Source organism: uncultured Maribacter sp., assembly GCF_947500405.1.
Classification (GTDB): Bacteria; Bacteroidota; Bacteroidia; order Flavobacteriales; family Flavobacteriaceae; genus Maribacter_B.
In genome coordinates, this window is record NZ_CANMRY010000012.1 from 50295 (window position 1) to 77038 (window position 26744).

Genomic DNA, 26744 nt, shown 5'->3' on the forward strand with positions numbered 1-26744 from the left:
GTTTTTATTGCAAACTATTCCTCTTCTTTAATTTGTTTTATTTGCATGTCATCATAACTCATAATATAAGATGCGTTGTTATAATAGCCTTGATTTCCTTTCTTAATATAATTAAAACCATTACCGTTATACTCTGTAGACCCAATAACCTTTGAGACTGCAAATAAATTATTCTTATAGGCTAATTTTAACAATATATCATACGTTAAATCAAATCCTCTTACCGCATATTTATCTGGAGTATCTCCAAATCTTTTTCTATACTGTTTTACAAAAGAATTATTAGACACTTCTTTATAAGCAGAAGGGTATGTAAAATTCAAATTAGATAAATGTACATTAGAAATAACATCATTTTCAAATCCTTTATTTCTATTTGTAGTAAACATTTTTACAACTACATCTTTTGTATTTATTGAATTTAAGATTGAGCTTACACTAGATATTAATTTAGGATTAGCAGTTTCTACAAATACCCAATTTACCACCTCTTGTGAGAATAAAGCTGTAAGCTTTTCCAAATTAATTGCAACATTTTTCTTTTCCTCTTTTATTTCAACAATTTTAGCTTCTGAAAATCTTGCTGCTATTTTATCTTCTATAGGTTTATTATCACCATCTGCTATTATAATTATATTTTCATCTTCAACTCTATTTTCTAAGTAAGTAAGCATACGCTCCCTCTGAACTTCATCAGAAGGATAAGAAAAGAAAACATTGTTATGTCCCATATTTTTTTTAACTGGAAAAGGAGCTACTACTGGAACATTACTTCTATTAGCCTGGCTGCAAACCTCTCTTAATGAAGCTCCATCTATAGGGCCAATAACTGCAGAATAATCTCCCAAATTTTCTGCATTTAAAATATCTTTTGTTTTTTGTAAATCTAACTGATTATCTAGGGTTTTCACATCTACAGTCAGCCCTAATTTCTTTAAAGAATCTAACGCAACAAGTGCTCCAGAATATAACCCTAAACTGTACTTTAAATCATTTCTAGAGCTAATTTTCTTAATTGCATCTTGTTTATTAGACACGTCTACCTTATCTAACCTAAAAGGCAAAAGAAATAAAATTTTAGAAGTATTACCCACAGCAATACTATCCATAAGATTCATTTTATCTAAAACTAACGAATTCTTTACTTCAAAATCTCCAGTTTGACTTTTAGGTAGCTTTAATACCATACCAGCTTTTAACCCGTCTTTTAGATCTGGGTTTAAACGTAGTAATTCTCTATAACTAACTCCTAGTTTGCGAGTTAAAGAGAATTCGGTTTGTTTTGGCTTTACAACATAAAAATTAAAATTATCGGTATTAACAACGCCAGTATCTTCCTTCTTTTCAGGAATACGAAGAATCATCCCTTCTTTTAACCCTCCTCGTTTTTTAATCTCTGGGTTTAATTCTATTAATTCTTTTGAGGTATAACCAAATTTCTTCTCTAAACTATAAAAAGTTTGTCCAGGAGGAACGGTATAAGACGTATACAATTGTACTTGCTGTTCCCCTACACTACTACCAGCTATTTTAGGAAGCTTTAGCTCACTTCCTTCTGCTAAATGCGTATTATTTTTAGAAAGCCTAGGATTTAAAACTAGTAAACTATCTATAGTAATACCATACTTATGAGCTATACTCCAACGTGTATCTTTTGTAGAAACAAGGTAAGTCTCATAATCATCCTCATTAATTTCAATTTCGGTTTGTTTTACTCTTTTGTATTTTGGAATACGTAAAACCATTTTCTTTTTTAAGGTAGAGGCATAAAGTGAAGGGTTATATTTTTTTATAAGTTCTTCTGTAATATGAAACCTTTTAGCAATGCCATATAAAGTTTCTTTCTTACGAACTTTATAGCTAGTAAAACCTATTGGCTCTTCTTGAGCAGAACTTTCTTCTTTTTCGGTAGTAGTTCTTGGTTTTGTTTTTACAACTTCTTGTACTTTTTTTGGATCTAAAGGAATAACTAGAATAGTACTTTTTATAAGTGGCTTATTCTTTTTTAATTCTTTATTATAAGTAAGAATATCTTCTTGCGAAACTTTATATTGTTTAGCAATAGCTTCTAAAGTCTGCCCGCTTTTTACAGCATGAGTTGTAAATTTCTGAGCATTAATAGTATTGCTTATGAAAACAAAAAGAACTGCAAAAAAAATGTTTTTAAGTATTAATTTCATATTTATTCCCATTCTATAGTTGCTGGTGGTTTAGAGCTAATATCATAAACAACTCTATTTACACCTCTTACTTTATTTATTATATCGTTAGATGTTTTTTGTAAAAATTCATACGGTAAATTTACCCAATCTGCCGTCATACCATCTGTGCTTTCTACAGCACGTAAAGCTACACATTTTTCATAGGTACGTTCATCTCCCATAACACCTACACTATTTACAGGTAAAAGCATTGCTCCTGCCTGCCAAACTTTATCATACAAACCCCATTCTTTTAATCCGTTTACAAAAATAGCGTCTACTTCTTGTAAGATAGAAACTTTTTCTGGAGTTATATCTCCAAGTATACGAATTGCTAATCCAGGGCCTGGAAAAGGGTGTCTTCCTAATAGTTCAGGGTCTATCCCCATACTAGCACCTACTCTACGAACCTCATCTTTAAATAACATTCGTAATGGCTCTACCACATCTAACTTCATATAATCTGGTAAACCACCTACATTATGATGACTTTTTATAGTTGCTGATGGCCCTCCAGTTGCAGATACAGATTCTATTACATCTGGATAAATAGTTCCTTGAGCTAACCATTTAGCATCTTCTACAAGATGAGATTCATCATCAAAAACCTCTATAAAGACTCTTCCTATAATTTTCCTTTTCTTTTCTGGATCACTCTCCCCTGCTAGTTCATCCAAAAAGCGTGCCGAAGCGTTTACTCCCTTTACATTTAGTCCCATACCTTCGTACTGTGCTAATACACTTTGGAACTCATTTTTACGTAAAAGACCATTATCTACAAAAATACAATACAAGTTTTTTCCTATTGCTTTATGTAAAAGAACAGCTGCTACAGTAGAATCTACTCCTCCAGATAACCCTAAAATTACTTTATCTTCTCCTATTTTTTCTTTTAGTTCTGAAACAGTTGTATCTACAAAAGCATCTGGAGTCCAAGTTTGCGTTAATCCTGCTATTTTAACTAAAAAATTCTCTAGTAACAATTTACCATCTTTAGAATGGTATACCTCTGGGTGAAATTGAATAGCATATGTATCTTCATCTTCAATTTTATATGCTGCATTTTCCACATCATGTGTACTTGCTAATTTCTTTGCATTTGTAGGCAACTCCTTAATTGTATCACTATGACTCATCCAAACTTGGCTTCCTTCTGATATATTTTCTAAAAAAAGCTCACCCTTTTCTACAAAAGATAAATTTGCTCTACCATATTCTCTTGTGTTTGATGGCGCTACATTACCACCTCCAAAATGTGCTAAATATTGGGCACCATAACACACTGCTAAAAGCGGTTTTTTTCCTCTAATCTCAGATAAGTCTGGATGTGGCGCATCTTCTGCTCTCACCGAAAAGGGAGAACCTGAGAGTATTACCGCTTTATATCCAGAAAGGTCTTTTGGAAGGTTGTTATAAGGTTTTATTTCACAGAAAATATTTAGTTCTCTAACTCGTCTGGCGATAAGTTGTGTGTACTGAGAACCAAAATCTAGTATTAGGACGTTATTTTGCATGCGCAAAAATAGTAATTTGAAAATTTTAAGAAAGCATCTTCAAAAGATATTTATTCAAGTATTTTAAAATTTATCAAAAGAGACGTAATTAAAAAAGTCATTTATAATAAAAAAAGCTTAGGAACCACCCTAAGCTTTACATCGAAATTAAAAACCAACCTAAACACATAAAACCATAAAGATTTTATATAAAATTCTTTTTCATAGGAATTTTTATATATAACAACTGAAAAAATAAAAACCCTACTTTATGAGATTTTTCTTACCTTTATGTTAACTTAAAACATATTATGACTAATCTCTATTTACAAGAAATTAAGTCTGAGCTAAAATTAGCATTAACAAAAAAAAACCATCCCCTAAAATTTTGTGTTCTTGGTACTATTGGTTCAGAAAATACTCCTCAATTAAGAATCATTGGACTTAGAAAGTTCACGGATGATTTTAGTTTTACTTTATATACCGATAGGCGTTCTGCCAAAGTATCTCAAATAACAAAAAATTATAATGTTAGTTTATTATTTTATCATCCTGTAAAAAAATTACAAATAAAAATTGAAGGAATTGCTAACGTTGTTAAAGACTGTGGTTTATTAAAAGAACAATGGTTAAAAATAAATGAAAAAGCAAAAAGAGACTATACTACAATGTTTGCTCCTGGCAGTAAAATAAACAGTCCTGAAGAAATAACATACCTTAAAGAAAAAAACTTTTTTTCTAGTATAGAAATAAAAGCTGAAACAATAGAATATCTAAAACTAAAAGAAACAAGCCATTTTAAAGTTCAATTTCATAAAGATATAAATGGCTGGGTTAGTGAATTTCTTGTTCCTTAAACTACTCCATAGTTTTTAAAATAGCATTTATATCTTCCTCTGTAGTATCTGGGTTTATAAAACAAAAACGGGATACTGTCTCGAAAGTATTTCCTACTTTCCATTTTGTTGGGGTTACAAGAGCAAAGCCTTCTTTATAGTTTTTATAGGTCCAATCTCTATAATCATTAGGAGACCAACCTTTTCTCCTAAATAAAACGCAGGACAAACTAGGTTCCCTAACTAATTCTACTATTGGATTTTTTGTAATTATTTCTCCAGCTAAATTAGCTAGTTCAATACCTTGTTCTACTGCAGATTTATACAAATTTGTTCCATGCATTGCTAAAGAAAACCACAGAGGCAACCCCCTTACTCTTCTTGTTAATTGAATTTGATAGTCAGATGGATTAAAACCATGAGCTCCTCCGTCTTTATAAATATCTAAATAACTTCCTTCTTGCGAATGCGCTTCTTTTGCTAATTCTGGGTTTTTATATATTACAGCACCACAATCATAAGGAGAAAACAACCATTTGTGAGGGTCAATCGTAATACTATCTGCTTTTTCTATGCCATTAAATAAATGACGAACAGAGTCTGCCGCTAAAGCTCCACCGCCATATGCCGCATCTACATGAAACCAAAGACTTTCCTTCTCACAAATATCTGCTATTCCACTTAGATCATCTATAATTCCTGCGTTTGTTGTTCCTCCTGTAGCTACTACAGAAAAAAGCCTTTTACGATCTACATTATCTAAACTATTTATAGCCTTTTCTAAATCATGCCTAGACATTAAATCCTCCGTAGGGACTAAAAAAACATCTACATCTATAACTTTTGCCATAGCTTTTATAGAAGAATGTGCTCCTATAGAAGTTATTATTAACCCTTTTTTATTTAAATTCTGAACGTCTTTACGCCAGTTTTCTCTAGCTGCTACCATTGCAGATAAATTAGCCGCAGTACCACCACTTGTAAACACACCAAAAGCTTTATCTGGTAACCCTGTCAAGGAAACCAACCACTTCATAGCTTCGTTTTCTGCAAAAATACCGCCAGCTCCTTCCATCCAATAAGCGCCATGTATACTAGATGCCGATGTGACTAGATCAAACATAATGGCCGCTCTTGTTGGCGCGGCTGGAACAAATGCTAAATGTCTAGGGTGATCTATAGGAACCGTAGCTTTAATTAAAACATCTTTAAATAAATTAAATGCATTTTCTCCCCCTATTCCTTCAGGTGTTATGGTTTCTCCTACTATTTCCCTTAATTCCTCTTCTTTTTTGGGCTTCCCAAACTCTGGATTTGTTTTTGCTATCCTATCTATAGCATACTTTACAACATCCAATGTCATTTCAACTAAACCAATATCTATATTATGCATATTTTTAATTTAACAACTCAAAGTTAATCTATTGGCTAGACCATTCCGTGGGCTAACAAAAAATAAAACTGTTCTTAATCTAAATAAAAACTTAGATTCTCTTTTTCTTTTCCAAACTTATAAATTCTATGAACTTCTTTTATATCTATAGATTTTAAAGAATCTGAATTAATTTTAACCACAACACGTTGTCCTTTTTTCTCTTTAGATATTGGCAACGTAAAATCATCTAAAGACAAAACTTCTCTTTCTGGGTTTAAAAATCTAATATTACCTGCATAGGTAACATCTGGCAAAACCCATTGCTTTTCCTTAAAATTAGCATTTAAATCTTCCGAAACTCTATTAAAGCTGTAATGCACTGATGAAGGTATTTTCAAAACTTTTTCTATTGGAGTTCTTATTGTTTGCGCAAAAATTATAAAAAGAAAAAAGAGGAAACCATAGTTTACATATTTAGTAAGACTCTTTACTTTAACTAGAGATAACAAAAGAACTACATAAGGAATAAATAAAGGCAAGAGCCATCTGGTATGTACCTTAACTATACTCGCACTTACAAATACTACCAATAGAACTACAACTTGTGCTATAAATACATGCTTTAACCAACTACTCTTAACGGTACCCACCACAACTTTTTTTCTCCAAAAAAGGATTCCAAAAAATAAAAGCAGAGGCAGAATTAAATTAAATATGCTATTAAAAAAAGCTAAAAAACTTGAAATTATAGGTACAGTGTTTTCTATGTCTGTATTTGTTTTTAGAGCAACACTTTTATATAACTCATCAACAAAATAAGAACTAGAAAGCAAGTCATAAAAGTGAGGAAAAATAAGAACAACTATTAAGACAATAGTTCCTATTATTCTTTTATTTAAAATTATTTTTTTTAAAGAATTACTAAAAGGAATAGCAAATAGCAATGCCCCTAACATTAAAAAATAATTATACTTTGTTAAGATTCCTAAACTAATTACTAATCCTAATAGCACATAGTTAAAAGTAGATTTATTAGTAATTAAACGTTGTATAAAAATAAAAGTCAATACAACGGATAAACACAATAGTGATGTATGTGATAACCTTCTAAATGTAAAGTCTATAAATACCGGCACTAAAGTTAATAGAATAACAGCTAAAGCTGCTTGTTCTTTATTTTTTAGATATTGCTTTCCAAAAAAATACACACTGCCTATTGTACCACTAAATAATAAAGCGCGTAAAAATGAAAATGAAAGTTTGGTAACCCCAAGTCCTTTATTTACTAATATTTGAAGCCATGTATATACAGGTGGTTGATCATCATAGGTTAATCGCCACCATTGGGAATAAAATGCCTGTTCTGCATCTTCTAACTCTAATGCAGCTTTCATGTAACTAATACAAATAATTGCTAATCCACTTAATAAAGCCAGTATTACAATCTTCTTAGACACATTGTAGGTTTGCATTTTTTACTATTAATCCATTACAAGAACTGAAAAATTTCCCAATAATGGGTTAAGTTTACTTATTAGTTTAGGAATAAGTTCTTCCCCGTATTCTAAATAAAATTCTGAGAAATTGGCATTACGCTCTTGCAAAGAATGGTTTGGAAAAAGTTCATTTTGCAAATCAGACATTCTAATTACATGATCCTTTAATTTAATTTTCTGTGCTTTTAAAAGACGTTTCTCCAATGCATCTAACCCTTTTAATTGCTTAATTTCTTGTGCTTTTACTGCTCCTAAGAAAGATTTATCTGTTTGTTCTGCCAAACTATACATATTAGCAAACTGCTCTTGCAAATGGTTGCGTTGTTCTGTAAAGTCTATATTAATATTAGATATTTCTCTTATTTTCTTATTGATTAAGCTATTCTGTTTTAAAAATAAATCTGGAATAGACAAATTCATCTTATCCATTTTGTTCTTTTGTTTCCCTTTCATGAGTAAGACAGAGTTACGAAGTAATAGTGTAGGAAAAGGCACCTCCATTGCCTTAAACATATTTTTTAGTTCTAACCAATATGCTATTTCTCCTCCTCCTCCAATATAACAAAGGTTAGGCAAAATTACTTCTTGGTATAATGGCCTTGCAATTACATTTGGAGAAAACCTTTCTGGGTATGTATTTAATTCTTTTTCTAATTCCTCTTTACTAAATAGTAACTCTGTATTATTTATATAAAAAAGCCCTTCTTTTTCAATAATTCGTTCTCTAACACCTTCTAACAAATAAAAATAATTTATCTCTCTTGGGTTTACTTGTATAGTATACTGATTAGAAGTTTGTTGAATATGTTCTATAGTTTTAGATACCTCTTTAAAAGCTATAGTATCTAATATATCTTTTTTAGCATACGGTATTAAATTTTGTTTTAGTTCTTTAGAATCTCCGTCTACAATTACCAAACCATATTCCTTAAAAAACTCATTTACTAAATATCTTGTAGCCTCTGTAAGGGTATCCTGTTTTAAATACGCATTTTTAAAAACTTCTTTTAAATAACTTGCATTTTTACTAGTTCCTAATTCTTTTTCTAAAATTGCAAACACCTCTTCTAATCCATCTGTATTTAGCTTCCCAACAGCTCCACTTGCCTCCTTATTCCATTGTATTTTTTTACCTCGAAAATTAAAATAATTTATTTCTTCAAAATCATGGTCTTCAGTTGCCATCCAGTATACGGGAACAATTTTATATCCAGGATTTTCTTCTTCTATTTTCTTGGCAAGATTTATGGTAGATATAATCTTATATAAGAAATACAATGGTCCCGTAAATAAGTTTAATTGATGCCCTGTAACAATTGTAAACGTTTTAGTTTCTTTTAAAGCATCTATATTTTGCATAGTGCTTTTGGATGCTTTTATGTTTTTATATTGTTTTTCTAAAACACAAGACAACACCTCTCTATTTGCAGCAGGAAAATGATTTTCTTTTTCTTTTATTTGATTTTTTATTCCATCTAAATTAGGAAAATTAGAATACAAACTCGCTACAAATTCTTCCTGATCTAAGTAATCTAAAATTAATTTTGAAAAAAAACCTGTGCTTCTAAAAGAAATACAATCTACATCCATACATAAAAAAATATCTTGTAAAGATAAAACTCTACTATTTTACAGTTCCTAAAAATAAGTTAATTACACAGGTTTTAAAAAAGACACATTTATAAAATCAATAATAACGACCCCCCTTATTCATTAATATTTGCTAGATTTGATTTTTTAGTACTTAAACTAACTGTTAATGAAAAAGCTTTTACTTGCCTTAATATTATTCTTTTCTACTTTTTCTTTTGCTCAAAAACTACAATCCCCATCTAACTTTTTAGGCTATAAAATTGGCTCTCATTTTTCTAGACACCATCAAGTAATAGATTATTTTAAACATGTTTCTACTGCTGCGGCTTCTAATGTAAAATTAGTAGAGTATGGCAAAACTAACGAAAAAAGACCCTTAGTTTTAGCATACATATCTTCCAAAGAAAATATTGAAAATTTAGATAACATACGTTTAGAACATTTAAAAAAAACAACTGGAAGTGGCACCAATAATAAAGCTATTGTTTGGTTAAGTTACAATGTTCATGGAAACGAAAGTGTTGGCACAGAGGCTGCAATGCAAACCATATACGAACTACTTACCTCCAAAAAAACTTACTTAGAAAATACCATAATTATTTTGGACCCTTGTGTTAACCCAGATGGAAGGGATAGGTATGTAAATTGGTATAACCAATATAAAAATAAATACATAACCATAGATCCTAACAGTAAAGAGCACCATGAAGACTGGTGGAACGGTAGAAGCAACCATTATATGTTTGATTTAAATAGAGACTGGGCTTGGCTAACGCAAGTTGAAAGCATACAGCGACTAAAATTTTACAATAAATGGCTACCGCATATACATGTAGATTTTCATGAACAAGGCGTGGATAGTCCTTATTATTTTGCTCCTGCTGCAGAACCTTATCATGAAGCTATAACAAAGTTTCAAAGAGACTTTCAAACCACCATTGGAAAAAACCACGCAAAATATTTTAACAAAAATGGATGGCTATATTTTACAAAAGAAGTTTTTGACTTATTATATCCTAGCTATGGAGACACCTACCCTACCTATAATGGCAGTATTGGAATGACCTACGAACAAGGTGGCAGCGGAAGAGCTGGCTTAGCTATAAAAACATACGCTGGAGACATATTAACGTTACAAGACCGTTATAACCATCATTTAACTACAGGAATATCTACTATTGAGGTTGCATCAAAAAACGAAAAAAAACTTAATGAAGAATTTAAGAAGTTTTACGAAACTAAAAATTACAAATATAATAGCTATGTTTTAAATGGCTCAGAAGATAAAATTACAGCCCTAACAAAATTATTAGACCAACACCAAATACAATACCAACAAGGGCAAAATGCAAATTTAAAGGGATACCTTTTTAATAGCAGTAAAACAGGAACTTTTAAAAGTACTACTAACAGTTTAGTAGTTTCTACAAATCAGCCTAAAAGTACACTAGTTAAAGTTTTGTTTGAGCCAAAAACAAAATTAACTGACTCTTTAACGTATGATATTACGGCATGGTCTTTACCTTATGCGTATGGCTTAAATGCTGTAGCTACCACTGCTATAGCCCCAAGTAAAACTTATGAAAAAAGTAATTTAAAAACCAATTCTATAGATCCCAATGCATACGCCTACATAACAGATTGGAACAGCATAAAAGATGCAAAATTTTTAGCTGCCATTTTACAAGAAAAAATTAAAGTTAGGTATAGTAAAAACCCTTTTAAGATTGAAGGAAAAACGTATAATCGCGGAAGTTTAATAATTACTAAATTAGACAACTCTAACCATAAGAGTTTTGCAGATAAACTTGGTAAAATTGCTAATACCCATGAGAAAAAACTTTTTGCTACTAAAACTGGTTTTGTAGATTCTGGAAAAGATTTTGGTTCTAACTCGGTGCAAATAATCTCCGATACTAAAGTTGCTATTCTTTCTGGAAAGCCAAATTCTACCTTACGTTTTGGAGAAATATGGCACTTTTTTGAAGAACAAATTAATTACCCCATATCTGTTCTGGATGCCGATTATTTTGACGCGGTCAATTTATCTAATTACAATATATTAATTTTACCTAGCGGCTCTAATTATTCTTCCTTTATGACTAGCAAAAGAGTAACTGCAATACATAACTGGGTAGAAAATGGTGGTAACCTTATTGTAATGGGAAAAGCTTTGCAAAGCTTTATTAACAAACAGGATTTTAAAATAAAGAAAAAAACAATAGTGAAGGATAGCATTATCAATCCTAAATCTTACGAAAGAAATGAAAGAGAAAAAATTAAAAATGCAATTACCGGAGCTATTTTTAAAACAAAAGTAGACCCTACGCACCCACTTTCTTATGGGTATAATAACACTTACTTTACCCTTAAATTAGGCAATGACGCCTATGAATATTTAGATGAAGGGAATGCTGTATATTTAGAAAAACAAAATACAAAACCTGTATCTGGATTTGCGGGTAGTAATGCTCAGAAAAAAGTACAAAACACGCTAATTTATGGCACACAATCCTTAAAAAAGGGAAATATAACTTATATGGTAGACAACCCTTTATTTAGAGGTTTTTGGGAAAATGGGAAACTATTTTTTGCAAATGCAATCTTTATGGTGAACTAAAAAAATAATTAGCCCACCCTTTATTCTCTAATAAAGTTTGATTGCTGTACAGGCTCACCATACAAATCAAAATCGGCAGCTTCATTTACTTTTACATCTACAAATTCACCATGTTTAACATAGTATTTTGTAGCATCAATAAGTACTTCATTATCTACATCTGGAGAATCAAACTCCGTTCTACCAATAAAATAATTTCCTTCTTTACGGTCTATAATACAACGAAAAGTTTCTCCTATTTTCTGCTGGTTTAACTCCCATGAAATTTGAGATTGTATTTCCATTATTTGGTTTGCACGATCTTGCTTCACATCTTCAGGAACATTATCCTCTAAAGTATAAGCATGTGTATTTTCTTCATGGCTATAAGTAAAGCAACCTAAACGCTCAAAACGCATTTCTTCAACCCAATTTTTAAGCTCTAAAAAGTCTTCTTCTGTCTCTCCTGGGTATCCAACAATAAGCGTTGTTCTTATAGTCATATTCGGTACCGCTGCTCTAAAATCTTTAATTAACTGCGTTGTTTTAGCATGCGTAGTTCCCCTACGCATACTTTTTAAAACAGAATCCGATATGTGCTGTAAAGGAATATCTAAATAATTACAAACCTTAGGCTCCACATTCATTACATCTAAAACATCCATAGGAAAACCAGTCGGAAATGCATAATGTAACCGAATCCATTCTATTCCTTCAACTTTTACTAACGCTTTTAATAACTCAGCTAAGTTTCTTTTCTTATATAAATCTAATCCATAATACGTAAGATCCTGAGCTATTAAAACTAATTCTTTTACTCCTTTTGAAGCTAACTTTTCTGCCTCTACCACTAAATCTTCAATAGGAGTACTTTTATGCTTTCCTCTCATTATTGGAATAGCACAAAAAGAACAAGGACGATCACAACCTTCTGCAATCTTTAAATAAGCATAATTTTTTGGAGTTGTAGTTAATCGTTCTCCTATTAACTCGTGCTTATAATCTGCTTCTAAAGCTTTTAACAAACTAGGCAACTCACTTGTTCCAAAAAACTCATCTACATTCGGAATTTCTTTTTTTAAGTCTGGCTTATATCTCTCACTTAAACACCCAGTGACAAAAACCTTATCTACATCACCTGCATTTTTCTTTTCTACATACTCCAAAATAGTATTTACACTTTCTTCTTTTGCATTTGCAATAAAACCACAAGTATTAATAACTACAATGTTACCCTCTTCTTCATGAACTACCTCTTTATCATTAGCACGAAGTTGCCCCATTAACACTTCAGAGTCGTATACATTCTTAGAGCAACCTAAAGTTACTACATTGATTTTGTTCTTTTTAAGTGATTTTGTTCTCATAACTATAAAATAGTGCGCAAAAATACAATAAGCATAACGAACATTATTGTTTTTATACGATTTCTTACCCTAGAACGTTAAACCAATAAGTATAAAAACCAGTCTAAACTATACTAAAACAGATTATTACGATGACAAAATATATATTTCTGCTACTCATAGCAACTAGCATTCTTTTTTGGGGCTGTTCAAAAAACACTGAAAGTAAAGAAGAGGAGAAAGAGGTAATTCCTACAGGGATATATTTTCCAGAAATAGGTAGTACTACTTGGGAAACTATTACTCCAGAACAATTAAACTGGAAAAAAGAAAATTTACAAGATTTATATGATTACTTAGAAACTAAAAATTCGAAAGGATTTATAGTATTAAAAAACGGAAGGATTGTAATTGAGAAATACTTTAATGGTCATTCTAAAAATGAGGAATGGAACTGGTATTCTGCCGGAAAAACATTAGTCTCTAGTACTATTGGTATTGCACAGGAAGAAGGTTTTTTATCTATTAATGATACATCTTCCGATTACTTAGGTGCTAACTGGTCTAGTTTAACCACTGCGCAACAAGACTTAATTACCGTAAAAAACCACCTTAGTATGTCTACTGGTTTAAATGATTATGTAGAGCAAACTCTAAAGTGGATTTGCACTTCTCCTTCCTGTTTTGATTATGAAGCAAATGCTGGCACTAGATGGGCATACCACCAAGGCGCTTATACAAAATTAAAAGATGTTGTAACCAATGCTACAGGTACAGACTTTAACACCTATTTCTATTCTAAAATAAGGGATAAAATAGGCATGACTGGCTCTTGGAACGAACTAACCTTACTAACTCTTTATGCTAGTGATACCAGAAGTATGGCACGTTGGGGTTTACTAATTGAAAATGAAGGCGTTTGGGACTCCGAAACTATTATTAATAAAAGTTATTATGATGCAATGGTAAATACTTCTCAAAACATAAATAAATCTTACGGTTATTTATGGTGGCTAAACGGGAAAGAAAGTTACATGGGAACCGCCTCACAAGCAGTAATTTCAGGTTCTTTGGTTCCTAGCGCCCCAAAGGATATGTTTGCTGCTTTAGGTGCAGATGACCAAAAAATATATGTTATTCCAAGCCAAGATTTAGTTATTGTACGATGTGGAGATAGCGCAGAAGAAATGCAATTAGGCCCTTCTAGTTTTGACAATGAATTATGGATTAAAATTAATGCAGTGATTGAGTAGTTAGCTGTTAGCAAAAAACAAATTTTATTTATATTTAATAAAGCCCTCTAAAATAGTACTATTTTAGAGGGCTTTTATAGTATTCGTTTAGGAAAGTTACTTTAAATTAAAGAAAGAATCTACAAATTCATATTTATTAAAGACTTGCAAATCCTCTATTCCTTCTCCAACACCAATATATTTTACTGGAATTTTAAATTGATCCGATATACCTATAACAACACCGCCTTTCGCTGTACCGTCTAATTTTGTAATTGCTAAAGAAGTAACCTCTGTTGCTTTTGTAAACTGCTTAGCTTGTTCAAAAGCATTTTGCCCAGTAGAACCATCTAAAACCAAAAGCACTTCATTAGGAGTGTCGGCTACAACTTTTTGCATAACACGTTTTACTTTAGTTAACTCATTCATTAAGTTCACCTTATTATGTAAACGCCCAGCGGTATCTATAATTACAACATCTGCATCTTGTGTTACTGCGGAACTTAAGGTGTCAAAAGCTACAGAAGCAGGGTCGCTCCCCATATCTTGTCTTACAATTGGAACATCTACCCTATCTGCCCAAACCTGCAATTGGTCTATTGCTGCTGCTCTAAACGTATCTGCTGCACCTAAAACAACTTTTAATCCTTGTTTTTTAAATTGATGTGCTAGTTTTCCAATAGTAGTAGTTTTACCAGCCCCATTAACTCCTACAACCATGATTACATATGGTTTCTTATCTTTCGGAATACTATATTCTATTTCTTCTCCTAAGTGAGTTTCTGATAATAGTCCTGCAATTTCTTCTCTTAAAATTACATTTAATTCATCTGTTCCTAAATATTTGTCTTTAGAAACACGAGCTTCAATTCTATCAATTATTTTTAATGTAGTATCTACACCTACATCCGAAGAAACTAAAACTTCTTCTAAATTATCTAAAACATCATCATCTACCTTAGATTTACCTGCAACCGCTTTTCCTAATTTAGAAAAAAAAGTAGTTTTACTCTTTTCTAACCCTTTATCTAGGGTTTCTTTCTTTTTAGAAGAAAATATTTTTTTAAATAAACTCATATCTTACCTATAGTTACTCAAATATAAAAAATTAAAAAGCCTCTTTCATAAGAAAGAGGCTTTAAAAAATAATTTAAGTTAGTTAGTTACTTTTTAGCAATCCATTCGTTCACCAATTCTGGTGCCATAACAGATTCTACAAAAGTATATGCTCCTGTCTTAGGGGACCTTACCATTTTAATGGCTTTAGTCAATCTCTTAGAACTTGTTTGTAAACTTGCTACCGTCTTCTTTGCCATGACTTATTATTTTATTTCTTTATGAACTGTCATTCTCTTAAGGATAGGGTTGAATTTTTTAATTTCCATCCTTTCCGGAGTATTCTTTTTGTTCTTTGTTGTTATGTATCTAGATGTACCTGGTTGTCCAGACTCTTTATGCTCTGTACACTCCAATATAACCTGAATTCTATTGCCTTTTTTTGCCATTTTTGTTGAATTTTAGGATTACTTAACTAATCCATTAGCTTTGGCGTCTTTTAAAACAGCCGAAATACCTTTTTTGTTGATAATTTTCAACGCTTTAGCGGAAACCTTTAAGGTTACCCAACGATCTTCTTCAGGAATGTAAAATCTTTTCTTGGAAAGGTTTACATTAAATCTTCTTCTGGTCTTATTAATTGAGAACGATACGTTGTTCCCAAACATAGCCCTTTTTCCAGTAATTTCACAAACTTTTGACATTGCGCAGAATTTTTCTTTTAAACAGGGTGCAAATTTATATCTTTTTTATGGTACTGACAAACTTCTTTTTCAGAAATTTAAAATTTCTTTTTGCAGCATCTCAAAAGCCTTATTTACAGACTTCTCTACCACCCTTTCTCGTTGAGCTCCCATCATAAATTCTTCACAAACTACTTCTTTAGGTGTAGCAATGGCTATAAAAACAGTTCCTACTTCCGCATTAGAATCTCCTTTAGTAGGCCCAGCATTTCCTGTTGTTGCAATTGCAAAATCTGAATTAAACATTTTTTTAGCAACTAAAGCCATTTCTTTTGCCACTGCTTCACTAACTACAGAGTGTTTTTCTATAACCTCTTTAGGTACGCGTAAAACATTTTCTTTTGCTTCTGTAGCATAACTAACAACGCTTCCTTTAAAATAGGAAGATGCCCCTGGTACAGAGGTTACTACATTAGCTATTTTTCCTCCTGTAAAACTTTCCGCTGTTGCTAAAGACCTTTTTTTATTTGTTAATAATGATGCTATAACCATTTCTATACTTTCTTCATCCTCCATCCCATAAACAACATCGCTAATTAAACGATTAAGTTTAGCACACTCCTCGTCTATAGCATCTATTAGCTCTTGTTTATTTTCTCCCTTTGCACTTAATCGCAAACGAACCTTACCTAAACTTGGAAGGTATGCTAACTTAACAAAGTTTGGTAAATTCATTTCCCAATCTTCTAACCTCTCTGCTAAAGCACTTTCTCCAATACCATAAGTTATAATGGTTTTGTGGATTATATAGGGACACTTAAATTGGTTTATAATTTTTGGAAGCACCTTAGTTGTAATAAGATTTTTCATTTCAAAAGGTACTCCAGGAAGAGAAACAAAAACAGTTTCCCCGTTTACCATCCACATTCCTGGCGCTGTTCCAAAATCATTTTGTAATACCTCTGCCTTAGACGGTACTAATGCCTGGTTCTTATTAATTTGACTAAGCGGCTTATCTTTATAATATTTAGCAAATAACCCTTCTACATGCTTTAAAACTTGTTTATTTTCTATGAGGGTATCTTCTAGAAACTCACACAAAGTATGTTTTGTAATATCATCTTTTGTAGGACCTAAACCTCCGGTAATTATTACAATTTTTGCTCTACTTTTTGCTTCTTTAAGAGCGGTAAGAATATGCTCTTTATCATCTTGTATAGATGTTATCTGATATACCGATACTCCAATTTTATTAAGCTCTTTAGCAATAAAAACAGAGTTAGTATCTACTATTTGACCAATGAGAATTTCATCACCAATAGTAATTATTTCTGCATTCATTAAAGATTAAAATCTTTTTTAAGTTCAGAAACTACCTGTGTTACATCCGTTTTAAGTATTGGAAATACTTTTTTTATTTCTTCCATATTAGCTTCATTTTTACCAAGAGTTTCTATTTCTAAAGCAGCAGCTCTTGTTTGTTCCATTCCTAATAAATCTACATTAGGTTTTATTTTATGCGCTAATTGGTATACTTGTTCATAATTCATCTCTGTTAGAGCTTTTTCTAAAGCTTCTAAATCTACTGGGACTTCTTCTAAAAAAACAGATATTACAGAAACAATAAATTCCTCATCTCCTTCTGCCATTTCATTTATTTTATCTAAACTATATATCATTATTATTATTTAATTTTTAAAGAAAAAAGTTCTTTACCTTCAATTGCTCCCGTAAGATAATCATTTGGCTCTACTTTACCAACACCCGAAGGTGTACCCGTAAAAATTATATCTCCTTTTTTTAACATAAAATATTGAGATACATAAGCTATTAGTTCGTCTATTTTCCACAACATTAAACTTGTATTTCCTTTTTGGACTATCTCATTATTCTTTTGTAATTCAAAATTTATTGCATTTATATCCTTAAAAGTATTTACTGGAAGCCAATTACCAATAACAGCTGCACCATCAAAACCTTTTGCTTTTTCCCATGGCAACCCTTTTTCTTTTAATTTAGACTGCAAATCTCTTGCCGTAAAGTCTATCCCTAAACCAATTTCATCGTAATATTTGTGTGCAAATTTTTGTTGAATATGTTTTCCTACTTTTTTAATTTTTACTAGTACTTCCACTTCATAATGCACATCATTAGAAAATTCTGGAATATAAAAATCTTGTTCCTTAGGTAAAACTGCAGAGTCTGGTTTAATAAAAACTACCGGATCTTCTGGCCTTTCATTTTTAAGTTCCTCTATATGTGCAGTATAATTACGACCAATACATATTATTTTCATAATAATTATTCTTTAGAAACCTTAAGACTAATAGCTGGGATAAAATTCTTAGACTTGTCTTTAGATTTTACAGTAAAATCTGTCCAATTCCCCATTCCATATACCATTGCCTTATAATTCTGATTCTTATTATACACTCCTCCAAAGGTTGGAGCAAAACGATCTTCTACAATTTTCTTATTAGTTAACGGATGAATTGTAGTTGTAGTATACCAATTGTAAGGCACAAATAACCATTCTAAGCCAACATAAATTCCTTCTTTAGGCACTTTTATGTTTAATGCTTTTAAATCTATAGAAACATAATCTTTATCTGTTTGCGTTTCCAAAACGATACTTTTTCTTAATAAATCTATACTTGGCTTTTTAGTCTTACTATCCACACCGTATATTCGTATTCTAAATTTAGAGCTTGGTCTTTTAAAGTTTTTATTTTTTTGAAAAAATACAGTTACCTTATTTACAAATTTCTTTTGTGCTCCAATATTTGGAAAATACAAAGCCAATACCCAAGGGGTTGATGAAGATGAGAACCCGCTTGTTAAACTGTAACTACTTACCGGATTTAAGACATCTGAGTTGCCTAAGGATTGTGTAACAACCACCTCATCTAACTCAAAAGACTCTTCTATTAAATGAAACTTTTTTGTTTTATAAATATCATTTGCTACTACAATTGTATCCTTATATCCTAAGGATGAAATATGCAGTTGTTTTTCTAAATATGGTTTAGGAACATCTATATAAAAGTGACCATCATCATCTGTAGAGGTTCCTTTTAAAGTATTTAAGAAACTAAGGTTTACATACGGAATAGGCTCTTTTGTTTTATGATCATACACATTACCTTCAAACAAAACCTCTTGCGCTTGTAATTGAAAAACAGTAAGTAATAATACTAAGTATCGCATTTGTTAACCTAACTTATTATTTAACTTACTAAGTTTAATTTGCGTAAGAACCTTTTTAGTATACAATGGAAAGTCTGCATTTAAAATCCAACCAAAATAACCAGGCTCTTTTTCCAGAACATCATGTACTTTTTTTCCTTTGTGCTTTCCAAAGGAGAAAATTTCTTCTCCGTTTTCATCTAAAGCAATAAAACCCGCAAAATCTACAGATTGTTTTCTTCTTGAAAATTCTGAAAGTTTTTTAATATTATTTTCTAATTCTGGATACCTATCTAATTGCGACAATAACACCTCATAGGTAGCATTTGTATCTGCTTCGGCACTATGTGCATCCATTAAATTTTTATCACAATAGAACTTATATGCAGCCTCTAAAGTTCTTTTTTCCATTTTATGAAAAATAGTTTGCACATCTACAGAAACTGTGTTTTTCATATCAAAATCTATATCGGCACGTAATAATTCTTCTGCCAATAAAGGAATATCAAAACGATCAGAATTAAACCCACCTAAATCGCTATCCTTTATCATATTATAAATTTCTTTGGAAAGTTCTTTAAATGTAGGTTCATTAGCAACTTTTTCATTAGTTATACCATGAACCTCGACTACATTAGCAGGAATAGTCATTTCTGGATTAACTAACCAAGTTTTACTTTCTTTATTTCCGTTTGGAAAAATTTTAAGAATTGCAATTTCTACTATTCTATCTTTTGCAACATTTACTCCCGTTGTTTCTAAATCAAAAAAACAAATAGGTCTTGTTAGCTTTAACTCCATGGTTTTGTTTAAAATTTTAACAAAGATACATGTTAGAAAGATTAAGTAAAATGGAAACCTATAATTAATTGCAATTTAAAAATCTCTATTTACATCCCAAGCCTCTAAATAATCTGCAACAGCCTTTACAAACATACTACCCAACGCACCGTTAACTACTCTATGGTCATAGCTATGCGATAAATACATTTTACTACGTATACCTATATAATCTCCTTCTGAGGTTTCTATAACAGATGGCATTTTACGTATTGCACCCAATGCCAAAATACCAACTTGAGGCTGGTTTATAATTGGTGTTCCAAAAACGCTACCAAAAGTTCCTACGTTTGTTACTGTGTACGTGCCTTCTTGAACCTCATCTGGCTTTAAAGTATTATTCCTAGAACGTATTGCAAGATCGTTTACAACCTTTGCCATACCAACTAAATTTAATTGATCTGCATTTTTAATTACTGGCACAATTAAATTACCATCTGGCAAAGCAGCTGCCATACCTATATTAATATTTTTCTTTTTTATAACAGTATCGCCTTGAACAGAAATATTCATTAAAGGATATTTTTTAAGAGCTTTTGCTACTGCCTCTAAAAATATTGGCGTAAAGGTTAATTTTTCTCCTTCTTGTTCTTCAAAAGCTTTTTTAGCATTATTACGCCAGTTTACAAGATTTGTAACATCTACCTCTATAAAACTTTGAACATGTGCAGATGTAGAAACACTATCTACCATGTGCTTAGCTATAAGTTTCCCCATTCTAGACATTTCTATAACCTCATGTCCGCTAGAGCTTTCTATTTTATTAGTTTCTACTGCCGCCGGCTTAACAACATTAGCTAGTGGTTTAGAAACAGGAATAGACTCTGTACTTTTGACTGAAACTTTTTCTAAAACAACTTCAGGAGCTTTATTTTTAGTTTTTCTAGATGCTACATAATTAATTATATCATTTTTAGAAACCCTTCCTTCTTTACCTGTTCCAGAAATTGCGTCTAATTCTTCAATTGTAACACCCTCTTGCTTAGCTATATTTTTAACTAACGGAGAATAAAAGCGATCTGTAGAACTTTGCCCTAGCACTGGTGTTTGCACAGCATCTTTAGCAACCACAATAGTTTCTTCTACTTCTTGTACAGATGCTTCTATTTGTTCTTCTGCTTCTTCTTTTATAAAAACCTCTTCAGAAGCATCACCATCCGTACTAATTATTGCAACTGTTTGTCCTACCTTAACAACATCATCTACATTAAAAAGTTTCTCCACTAAAATACCATCTACCTCACTTGGTACTTCAGAATCTACTTTATCTGTAGCTATTTCAAAAACAGCTTCATCCATTTCAATTTCATCTCCTACCTCCTTTAACCAAGTTGTTAATGTTGCCTCTGCAACACTCTCTCCCATTTTAGGTAACTTTAATTCAAACTTTGCCATATTCCTATCTACTAAGCTTATTTAGGTAAATTTTTTGCAAAAATAACAAAAATTAAAGCAAAAAACTGAGTTTTTAATATATTTAACCTATTAATTAGACTTTAAAGAACCTTCAAAAGGCACTCTATTAAGTATACTTCTTCCTAAAGTTACCTCATCTGCATATTCCAACTCATCTCCTACTGCTATACCTCTTGCAATTGTAGAGGTTCTTACTCCTAATCCCGAAATTTGTTTATAAATATAAAAATTAGTGGTATCCCCTTCCATTGTAGAACTTAACGCAAAAATGAGTTCTTTTATTTCTCCTTTTTTAACTTTAGTAACTAATGAGTTTATTGTTAAATCTTGCGGCCCTACTCCTTCCATTGGAGATATTTTACCACCAAGAACATGGTAAGTTCCTCTAAACTGACCTGTATTCTCTATTGCCATTACATCTCTAATATCTTCCACCACGCAAACTAATGAGGAATCTCTTTTTGTATTTGCACAAATTTCACATACCAATGTATCTGATATATTATGGCAATTACTACAAAACTGTATCTTTTCTTTTAAATCTAATAAAGAACTAGCTAAATTCTCTGTTCTTTGATCTGGTTGTTTTAACAAATGTAAAACCAAACGTAATGCTGTGCGCTTACCTATTCCTGGCAATTGAGACATTTCATACACCGCATTCTCTAAAAGTTTAGAAGAAAAATCCATACGTACAAAATTACATACTATTTTTACTTTTTGTACTTTGCATTGGAAATTTATTTCTATGACCGCCTCCTATATACTTATTCTAATTACAATTTACTTTTTATTTCTTTTAGTAATTTCCTATTTCACTGGTAAAAATGATACTAATACCGATTTTTTTAAAGCAGGTAAACAATCCCCTTGGTATTTAGTTGCTTTTGGCATGATTGGGGCTTCTCTTTCTGGCGTCACATTTATTTCTGTTCCTGGGTGGGTAGCTGCTTCAGAATTTAGCTATATGCAAGTTGTTTTTGGGTATTTTGTAGGGTATTTTGTAATTGCTTACGTTCTTCTCCCTATTTATTATAAATTAAACGTAACCTCTATTTATGAATATTTAAATCAGCGTTTTGGTGCTACCAGTTATAAAGTAGGCGCAATCTCCTTCTTTATTTCTAGAGTACTAGGAGCTTCTTTTCGTTTATTCTTAGTGGCTCTTGTTTTACAGCAATTTGTTTTTGATGATTTAAATATTCCATTTGAAATTACTGTAGCACTTTCTGTTTTATTAATTTGGGTATATACCTTTAAAGGAGGAATTAAAACTATTGTTTGGACTGATACTTTACAAACTCTTTTTATGCTTACTTCTGTGATTTTATCTATCTACTTTATTACAGATAAACTAAACTGGAGTTTTATAGACTTTTTAAACTCCGAAGAGTTAACAAACTATAATAAAATTATATTCTCAGAAGATTTTTATAGTAAAAATCATTTTATAAAATCTTTCTTAGGAGGTTTATTTATTGCAATATGTATGACTGGTTTAGACCAAGACATGATGCAAAAGAACTTAACTTGCAAATCTTTAAAAGATGCGCAAAAAAATGTAGTTTCTTTTAGTATAGTTCTTGTTGTTGTAAATTTTATATTTCTTCTTTTGGGCGCTCTCTTATTTATTTATGCTAGCAAAATGAATATTGCCGTACCTCTTTTAGACGGCAAAGCTAAAACCGACTTACTTTTCCCTGAAATTGCTTTAAATAGTGGTCTAGGCTCTGTAATAGGCATTACTTTTATGCTGGGGCTCATTGCTGCAGCTTACAGTAGCGCAGATAGCGCATTAACCTCATTAACTACTTCTTTTTGTGTAGATTTTTTAGAAATAGAAAAGAAAGAAAATCAAAAAAAAACAAGAAAGCTTGTACACGTTGGAATGAGTGTTTTATTAATTATAGTGGTTATAATTTTTAAACATGTATTAGACACTAATGTAATAGATGGTCTTTTACAAGTAGCTGCATATACATACGGCCCATTATTAGGTTTATTTTCTTTTGGTATTTTCACTAATTACCAAGTAAAAGACAAATATGTTTGGCTAGTTGCTATACTATCTGTAGTTCTAATTTATAGTTTTTCCAATATTCCTTCAGAAAATTTAGGAGGTTATAAAGTTGGGTATGAACTTTTGCCAATAAACGGTCTTTTAACTTTTATTGGGTTATGGTTTATTAGAAAAAAAAGTTTTAATTAGTGCTGATTTGTAACTAACAATACTAAGATGCAAGCAACTTCTCCTTTTATACCATTTTCTTCTAAGATAGAGTAAAACACAGGGTTCTCAGTTCCTGGGCTGAAAATTACACGTTCTGGGCGTAAATCAACTATGTTTTTGTAGTACGCTTCTTGCCGTTTTGGATTTAAATACAAAGTTATAGTGTTAATATTTTGAAAATGAATAAATTTAGTCTTAATTTGGACACCAGAAACAGTCCCAAGTTTTAAACCGAAGGCTTCAGTTGAAGTTCCATTTTTAACTAAACGATGAATAGCTATATTACTATAGCGGTTAGAATTTAATGACGCTCCTATTACTAATGTTTTCTTCATGGAAGGAATTTTATTAGAGAGTTAAACATTTGTTAAATTGTAACGTTTTCGATAAAAAAGCGTCTAATTAGTTAATTAATACCTGGATTGTTTAAAAATAAAAGCTATGTCGTTGATTACGCTATATGTTTATAGTTAATGGTTAGTGTTTAGTATAGTCTATCAGCGAAGAAACCCCAACAGCAATGTTGGGGTTTCGAATTTTTAAAATTCTTTATTTTCGATACTTATTTACAAATCAAGGCCTATATAATTCAAAAAGTATTCCGAAGCGTTAAAATGTGTTAAAATAAAATCTTCACGTAACACTTTACCATATTCATCGTCTTGTAGGTATCATCAATCAAAAAACAACAGTATAATGAAAAAAGTAATTTTTCTTTTTGCTATATTTTTATATAGTACAATTTCGGCCAAAAATGCAAATCCAGATCTTACAACAGGAAGTGTTTCTGGAAAAGTAACTGACCAACTACAAAATTCTCCTATAGCCTATGCAGCTATTGTTATTAAATCTTCAGATGGTAGTAATACAATAACTGGAGGAATCACAGAAGACAATGGAAGTTTTGAAATTAAAAAAATTATAGAAGGCACCTATAATTTAGAAGTTCAATACATAGGGTATAAAACTTACACTACACAGATTACAATTTCTAAAAAAAACAAGAAAATTAATTTAGGAATTATTACTTTAGAAGAAGAATCGCAACAATTAACTGGTGTGGAAGTAGTAGCAGAACGAACCACAATTGAACAGAAAATTGATCGTAAAGTTATTAATGTAGGTAAAGACCTCACTACTGCTGGCGCATCTGCATCTGACATCATGAATAATATTCCTTCTGTCAATGTAGATTCTCAATCTGGTGAACTTAGTTTACGAGGAAATTCTAATGTTCGCGTTATGGTAGACGGTAAATTATCTAACGTTCCTGTAGCACAATTATTAAAACAAATTCCATCAACATCTATAAAATCTATAGAGTTAATTACCAATCCTTCTGCAAAATACAACCCTGAGGGAATGAGCGGAATTATCAATATAGTTCTTCATAAAAACGCAAATATTGGATTCAATGGAACTTTAAATTTAGGTCTAAATAAAGGAAGAAATGCTAAATTTAATAGCTCTGTAGATTTAAACTACAGAAACGGAAAATTCAATTTATACGGTAATTATGGAAATAATATAGGCAAAAACAACAATAGAGGGTTTTTATACAGACATGAAGAAAATTCAGAACAACTATTTAAATTTTTCAACAATAATAAATCTCACCTATATAAAATTGGAGTAGATTTTTACTTAAACGATAAGAACACTATTTCCCTCTTTACCAATCAGAACAAGTATGATGGTAAAGATAGCGGAGCTACTGATATTATCTATTATGATGACTTAAATAGAAATACCGCACAATTATTTAGTAACAGTAAGGATAACTTAAGCGAACAATATAATTTTGATTATAAGTTAGATTTTAAAAAAGAAGGGCATAATATTGAATTAGAAGTAGATTACAATGAATATAACAATGATGAAGATGCCGATTTTAACTTCAGTGGAAATAGTATTACACCAAACTATAAAGATTTTGTAAATACTAGGAGAACGCAAAAAATTGCAAATCTAGATTATGTAAATCCTATAGATTCTATTTCTAAATTAGAACTAGGTATAGAAGCTAGAGTTTTTGAAACCAATGTAGGCTATAACTCTACTGGTGTAACATTCAACCAAAATGGGAACCTAAGACCAACTCCAGATGCAGATTTTATTTATGGTATGGACATATATTCTGCTTATGCCACTTTTGGTCAAAACTATAATAAATGGTCTTATCAAGTAGGTTTACGTGTAGAAGATGTAGAAGTAAAAGCAGACACGAATACTGTACGCTCTTTTACTGACAAATACACCGAATTTTATCCTTCTGGCTTTTTAAAATATTCTCCTACAGACAAAAACCAATTTCAGTTAAGTTATAGTAGAAGAATAGATCGCCCAGGATTAGGACAAGTAAACCCAATAAGAGAATGGTCTACGCCTTTAATTTCCTCCTTAGGAAACCCATCATTAAAACCTCAATTCACTAATTCTTATGAAATAAATTATACTCGAAGATTAGGTAAAGGAAGTATTACTACTGGTCTTTTTTATAGAGCTATAAAAGATGAAATAAGTAGAGCTGTTTCTATAGATAGACTAGACTTAAATAAAATGATTTTATCTTTTAATAATTTTGATGACACTTCTTCCTATGGATTAGAAATTTCTGCAAATTACAAAGCCACCAAATGGTGGAGCCTAAATGGTAGCTTTGATTTATACTCTCAAACACAACGAGGCATCACAGAGCGCTTACTGGGCAGCAACAGCACAGCTACAATAGATGATATTATTGTAGACAAAGTTGAGATAAAGAATACGGCTTGGAATGCACGTTTAAGCAACAGTTTTAAAGCCACAAAAAAATTAACCTTTCAGGTCTTCGGTTTCTACCGTGGAGCAAATGAGAATATTCAGTTTAAGGTAAAGCCTATGTACTTTGTAAATACTGGAGCTAGGTATAGTTTTGCAGAAGGTAAAGGCACCTTAAGTTTTAATTATAATGATATTTTTAATACTATGCGCTTTGCCTTTGATAGTGAAACTCCTTTTACTCAAAACGGACAATTTAATTGGGAAAGCAGGTCTGCGTATGTTGGACTTTCTTATATGTTTGGAAGTGGAAAAAATAGGGCTTCGAAAAGAAAAAGAAGAGATAGTAATACCAAACAAGGTGGAGGTGGACTACTTTAAAATATATTGATTAGCAAATAA

General features: G+C 31.3%; 23 protein-coding genes. 5 read left to right on the forward strand and 18 right to left on the reverse strand.

What is annotated here, in order from left to right:
* Window positions 1-14: 14 nt before the first annotated feature.
* Both Q0945_RS14735 and guaA read right to left on the reverse strand, forming a co-directional pair.
* On the reverse strand, window positions 15-2180 hold the full coding sequence (locus Q0945_RS14735; RefSeq protein WP_299435948.1) for a LysM peptidoglycan-binding domain-containing protein: 2166 nt from the start codon (window positions 2178-2180) through the stop codon (window positions 15-17).
* 2 nt (window positions 2181-2182) lie between these two features.
* Window positions 2183-3715: a glutamine-hydrolyzing GMP synthase gene (gene guaA / locus Q0945_RS14740; RefSeq protein WP_299435950.1), complete on the reverse strand. Its 1533-nt coding sequence runs from the start codon at window positions 3713-3715 to the stop codon at window positions 2183-2185.
* 290 nt (window positions 3716-4005) lie between these two features.
* On the opposite strand from guaA, the gene Q0945_RS14745 reads away from it, so the two are divergent.
* Window positions 4006-4551 (forward strand): pyridoxamine 5'-phosphate oxidase family protein, encoded by a 546-nt coding sequence (locus Q0945_RS14745; protein ID WP_299435952.1) that lies wholly within the window; start codon window positions 4006-4008, stop codon window positions 4549-4551.
* A gap of 1 nt (window position 4552) precedes the next feature.
* Here the strand turns inward: Q0945_RS14745 and Q0945_RS14750 are convergent, their stop codons facing one another.
* From Q0945_RS14750 to bshC, 3 genes are all read right to left on the reverse strand, one after another.
* Window positions 4553-5923: an aminotransferase class V-fold PLP-dependent enzyme gene (locus Q0945_RS14750; RefSeq protein WP_299435955.1), complete on the reverse strand. Its 1371-nt coding sequence runs from the start codon at window positions 5921-5923 to the stop codon at window positions 4553-4555.
* 74 nt (window positions 5924-5997) lie between these two features.
* On the reverse strand, window positions 5998-7377 hold the full coding sequence (locus tag Q0945_RS14755; RefSeq protein WP_299435957.1) for a glycosyltransferase family 39 protein: 1380 nt from the start codon (window positions 7375-7377) through the stop codon (window positions 5998-6000).
* Window positions 7378-7386: 9 nt separating this feature from the next.
* Entirely contained in the window at window positions 7387-8991 is a 1605-nt protein-coding gene (bshC, locus tag Q0945_RS14760) for a bacillithiol biosynthesis cysteine-adding enzyme BshC (protein ID WP_299435959.1), read from the reverse strand.
* A gap of 169 nt (window positions 8992-9160) precedes the next feature.
* Between bshC and Q0945_RS14765 the strand changes: the two genes are divergently transcribed.
* A complete protein-coding gene (locus Q0945_RS14765) occupies window positions 9161-11614 on the forward strand; it encodes a M14 family zinc carboxypeptidase (protein ID WP_299435962.1) in 2454 nt (817 codons plus the stop codon).
* A gap of 20 nt (window positions 11615-11634) precedes the next feature.
* Here the strand turns inward: Q0945_RS14765 and rimO are convergent, their stop codons facing one another.
* Window positions 11635-12960, reverse strand: a complete 1326-nt coding sequence (gene rimO, locus Q0945_RS14770; RefSeq protein ID WP_299435965.1) for a 30S ribosomal protein S12 methylthiotransferase RimO — start codon at window positions 12958-12960, stop codon at window positions 11635-11637.
* A gap of 131 nt (window positions 12961-13091) precedes the next feature.
* On the opposite strand from rimO, the gene Q0945_RS14775 reads away from it, so the two are divergent.
* Window positions 13092-14192, forward strand: coding sequence for a serine hydrolase (locus tag Q0945_RS14775; protein WP_299435968.1), 1101 nt, complete (start codon window positions 13092-13094; stop codon window positions 14190-14192).
* Window positions 14193-14288: 96 nt separating this feature from the next.
* Here the strand turns inward: Q0945_RS14775 and ftsY are convergent, their stop codons facing one another.
* The 11 genes from ftsY to recR form a co-directional block, all read right to left on the reverse strand.
* Complete coding sequence (gene ftsY, locus Q0945_RS14780; protein ID WP_299435971.1) at window positions 14289-15248, reverse strand: signal recognition particle-docking protein FtsY; 960 nt, start codon at window positions 15246-15248, stop codon at window positions 14289-14291.
* 86 nt (window positions 15249-15334) lie between these two features.
* A complete protein-coding gene (locus Q0945_RS14785) occupies window positions 15335-15487 on the reverse strand; it encodes a DUF4295 domain-containing protein (RefSeq protein WP_299435974.1) in 153 nt (50 codons plus the stop codon).
* A gap of 6 nt (window positions 15488-15493) precedes the next feature.
* A complete protein-coding gene (gene rpmG, locus Q0945_RS14790; protein WP_099574372.1) occupies window positions 15494-15676 on the reverse strand; it encodes a 50S ribosomal protein L33 in 183 nt (60 codons plus the stop codon).
* Between the two features lie 18 nt (window positions 15677-15694).
* Entirely contained in the window at window positions 15695-15931 is a 237-nt protein-coding gene (gene rpmB, locus Q0945_RS14795) for a 50S ribosomal protein L28 (RefSeq protein ID WP_121069345.1), read from the reverse strand.
* A gap of 69 nt (window positions 15932-16000) precedes the next feature.
* Window positions 16001-17251 carry a competence/damage-inducible protein A gene (locus Q0945_RS14800; protein ID WP_299435978.1) on the reverse strand — a complete coding sequence of 417 codons (1251 nt, stop codon included), beginning with the start codon at window positions 17249-17251 and terminating at the stop codon, window positions 16001-16003.
* Window positions 17251-17589, reverse strand: coding sequence for an Hpt domain-containing protein (locus Q0945_RS14805; RefSeq protein WP_298487235.1), 339 nt, complete (start codon window positions 17587-17589; stop codon window positions 17251-17253). The genes Q0945_RS14800 and Q0945_RS14805 overlap by 1 nt, the downstream gene beginning before the upstream one ends.
* A 5-nt stretch (window positions 17590-17594) precedes the next feature.
* Complete coding sequence (locus Q0945_RS14810) at window positions 17595-18206, reverse strand: fumarylacetoacetate hydrolase family protein (protein WP_299435981.1); 612 nt, start codon at window positions 18204-18206, stop codon at window positions 17595-17597.
* Window positions 18207-18211: 5 nt separating this feature from the next.
* A complete protein-coding gene (locus Q0945_RS14815; RefSeq protein WP_299435984.1) occupies window positions 18212-19117 on the reverse strand; it encodes a carboxypeptidase-like regulatory domain-containing protein in 906 nt (301 codons plus the stop codon).
* A gap of 3 nt (window positions 19118-19120) precedes the next feature.
* The gene (locus Q0945_RS14820) at window positions 19121-19897 is read right to left on the reverse strand and encodes a 3'-5' exonuclease (protein WP_299435987.1); all 777 of its coding nucleotides are present in this window, start codon (window positions 19895-19897) and stop codon (window positions 19121-19123) included.
* A gap of 75 nt (window positions 19898-19972) precedes the next feature.
* Window positions 19973-21331: a dihydrolipoamide acetyltransferase family protein gene (locus Q0945_RS14825; protein WP_299435990.1), complete on the reverse strand. Its 1359-nt coding sequence runs from the start codon at window positions 21329-21331 to the stop codon at window positions 19973-19975.
* A 90-nt stretch (window positions 21332-21421) separates the two neighbouring features.
* A complete protein-coding gene (recR, locus tag Q0945_RS14830) occupies window positions 21422-22042 on the reverse strand; it encodes a recombination mediator RecR (RefSeq protein WP_299435994.1) in 621 nt (206 codons plus the stop codon).
* Between the two features lie 58 nt (window positions 22043-22100).
* Between recR and Q0945_RS14835 the strand changes: the two genes are divergently transcribed.
* Window positions 22101-23561: a sodium:solute symporter gene (locus Q0945_RS14835; RefSeq protein WP_299435997.1), complete on the forward strand. Its 1461-nt coding sequence runs from the start codon at window positions 22101-22103 to the stop codon at window positions 23559-23561.
* Here the strand turns inward: Q0945_RS14835 and Q0945_RS14840 are convergent.
* Window positions 23558-23917 (reverse strand): CoA-binding protein, encoded by a 360-nt coding sequence (locus Q0945_RS14840; RefSeq protein WP_299436000.1) that lies wholly within the window; start codon window positions 23915-23917, stop codon window positions 23558-23560. The genes Q0945_RS14835 and Q0945_RS14840 overlap by 4 nt on opposite strands.
* A 361-nt stretch (window positions 23918-24278) precedes the next feature.
* Here Q0945_RS14840 and Q0945_RS14845 point away from each other — a divergent pair, with 361 nt between their 5' ends.
* Window positions 24279-26723 (forward strand): outer membrane beta-barrel family protein, encoded by a 2445-nt coding sequence (locus Q0945_RS14845; protein WP_299436003.1) that lies wholly within the window; start codon window positions 24279-24281, stop codon window positions 26721-26723.
* Window positions 26724-26744 lie beyond the last annotated feature (21 nt).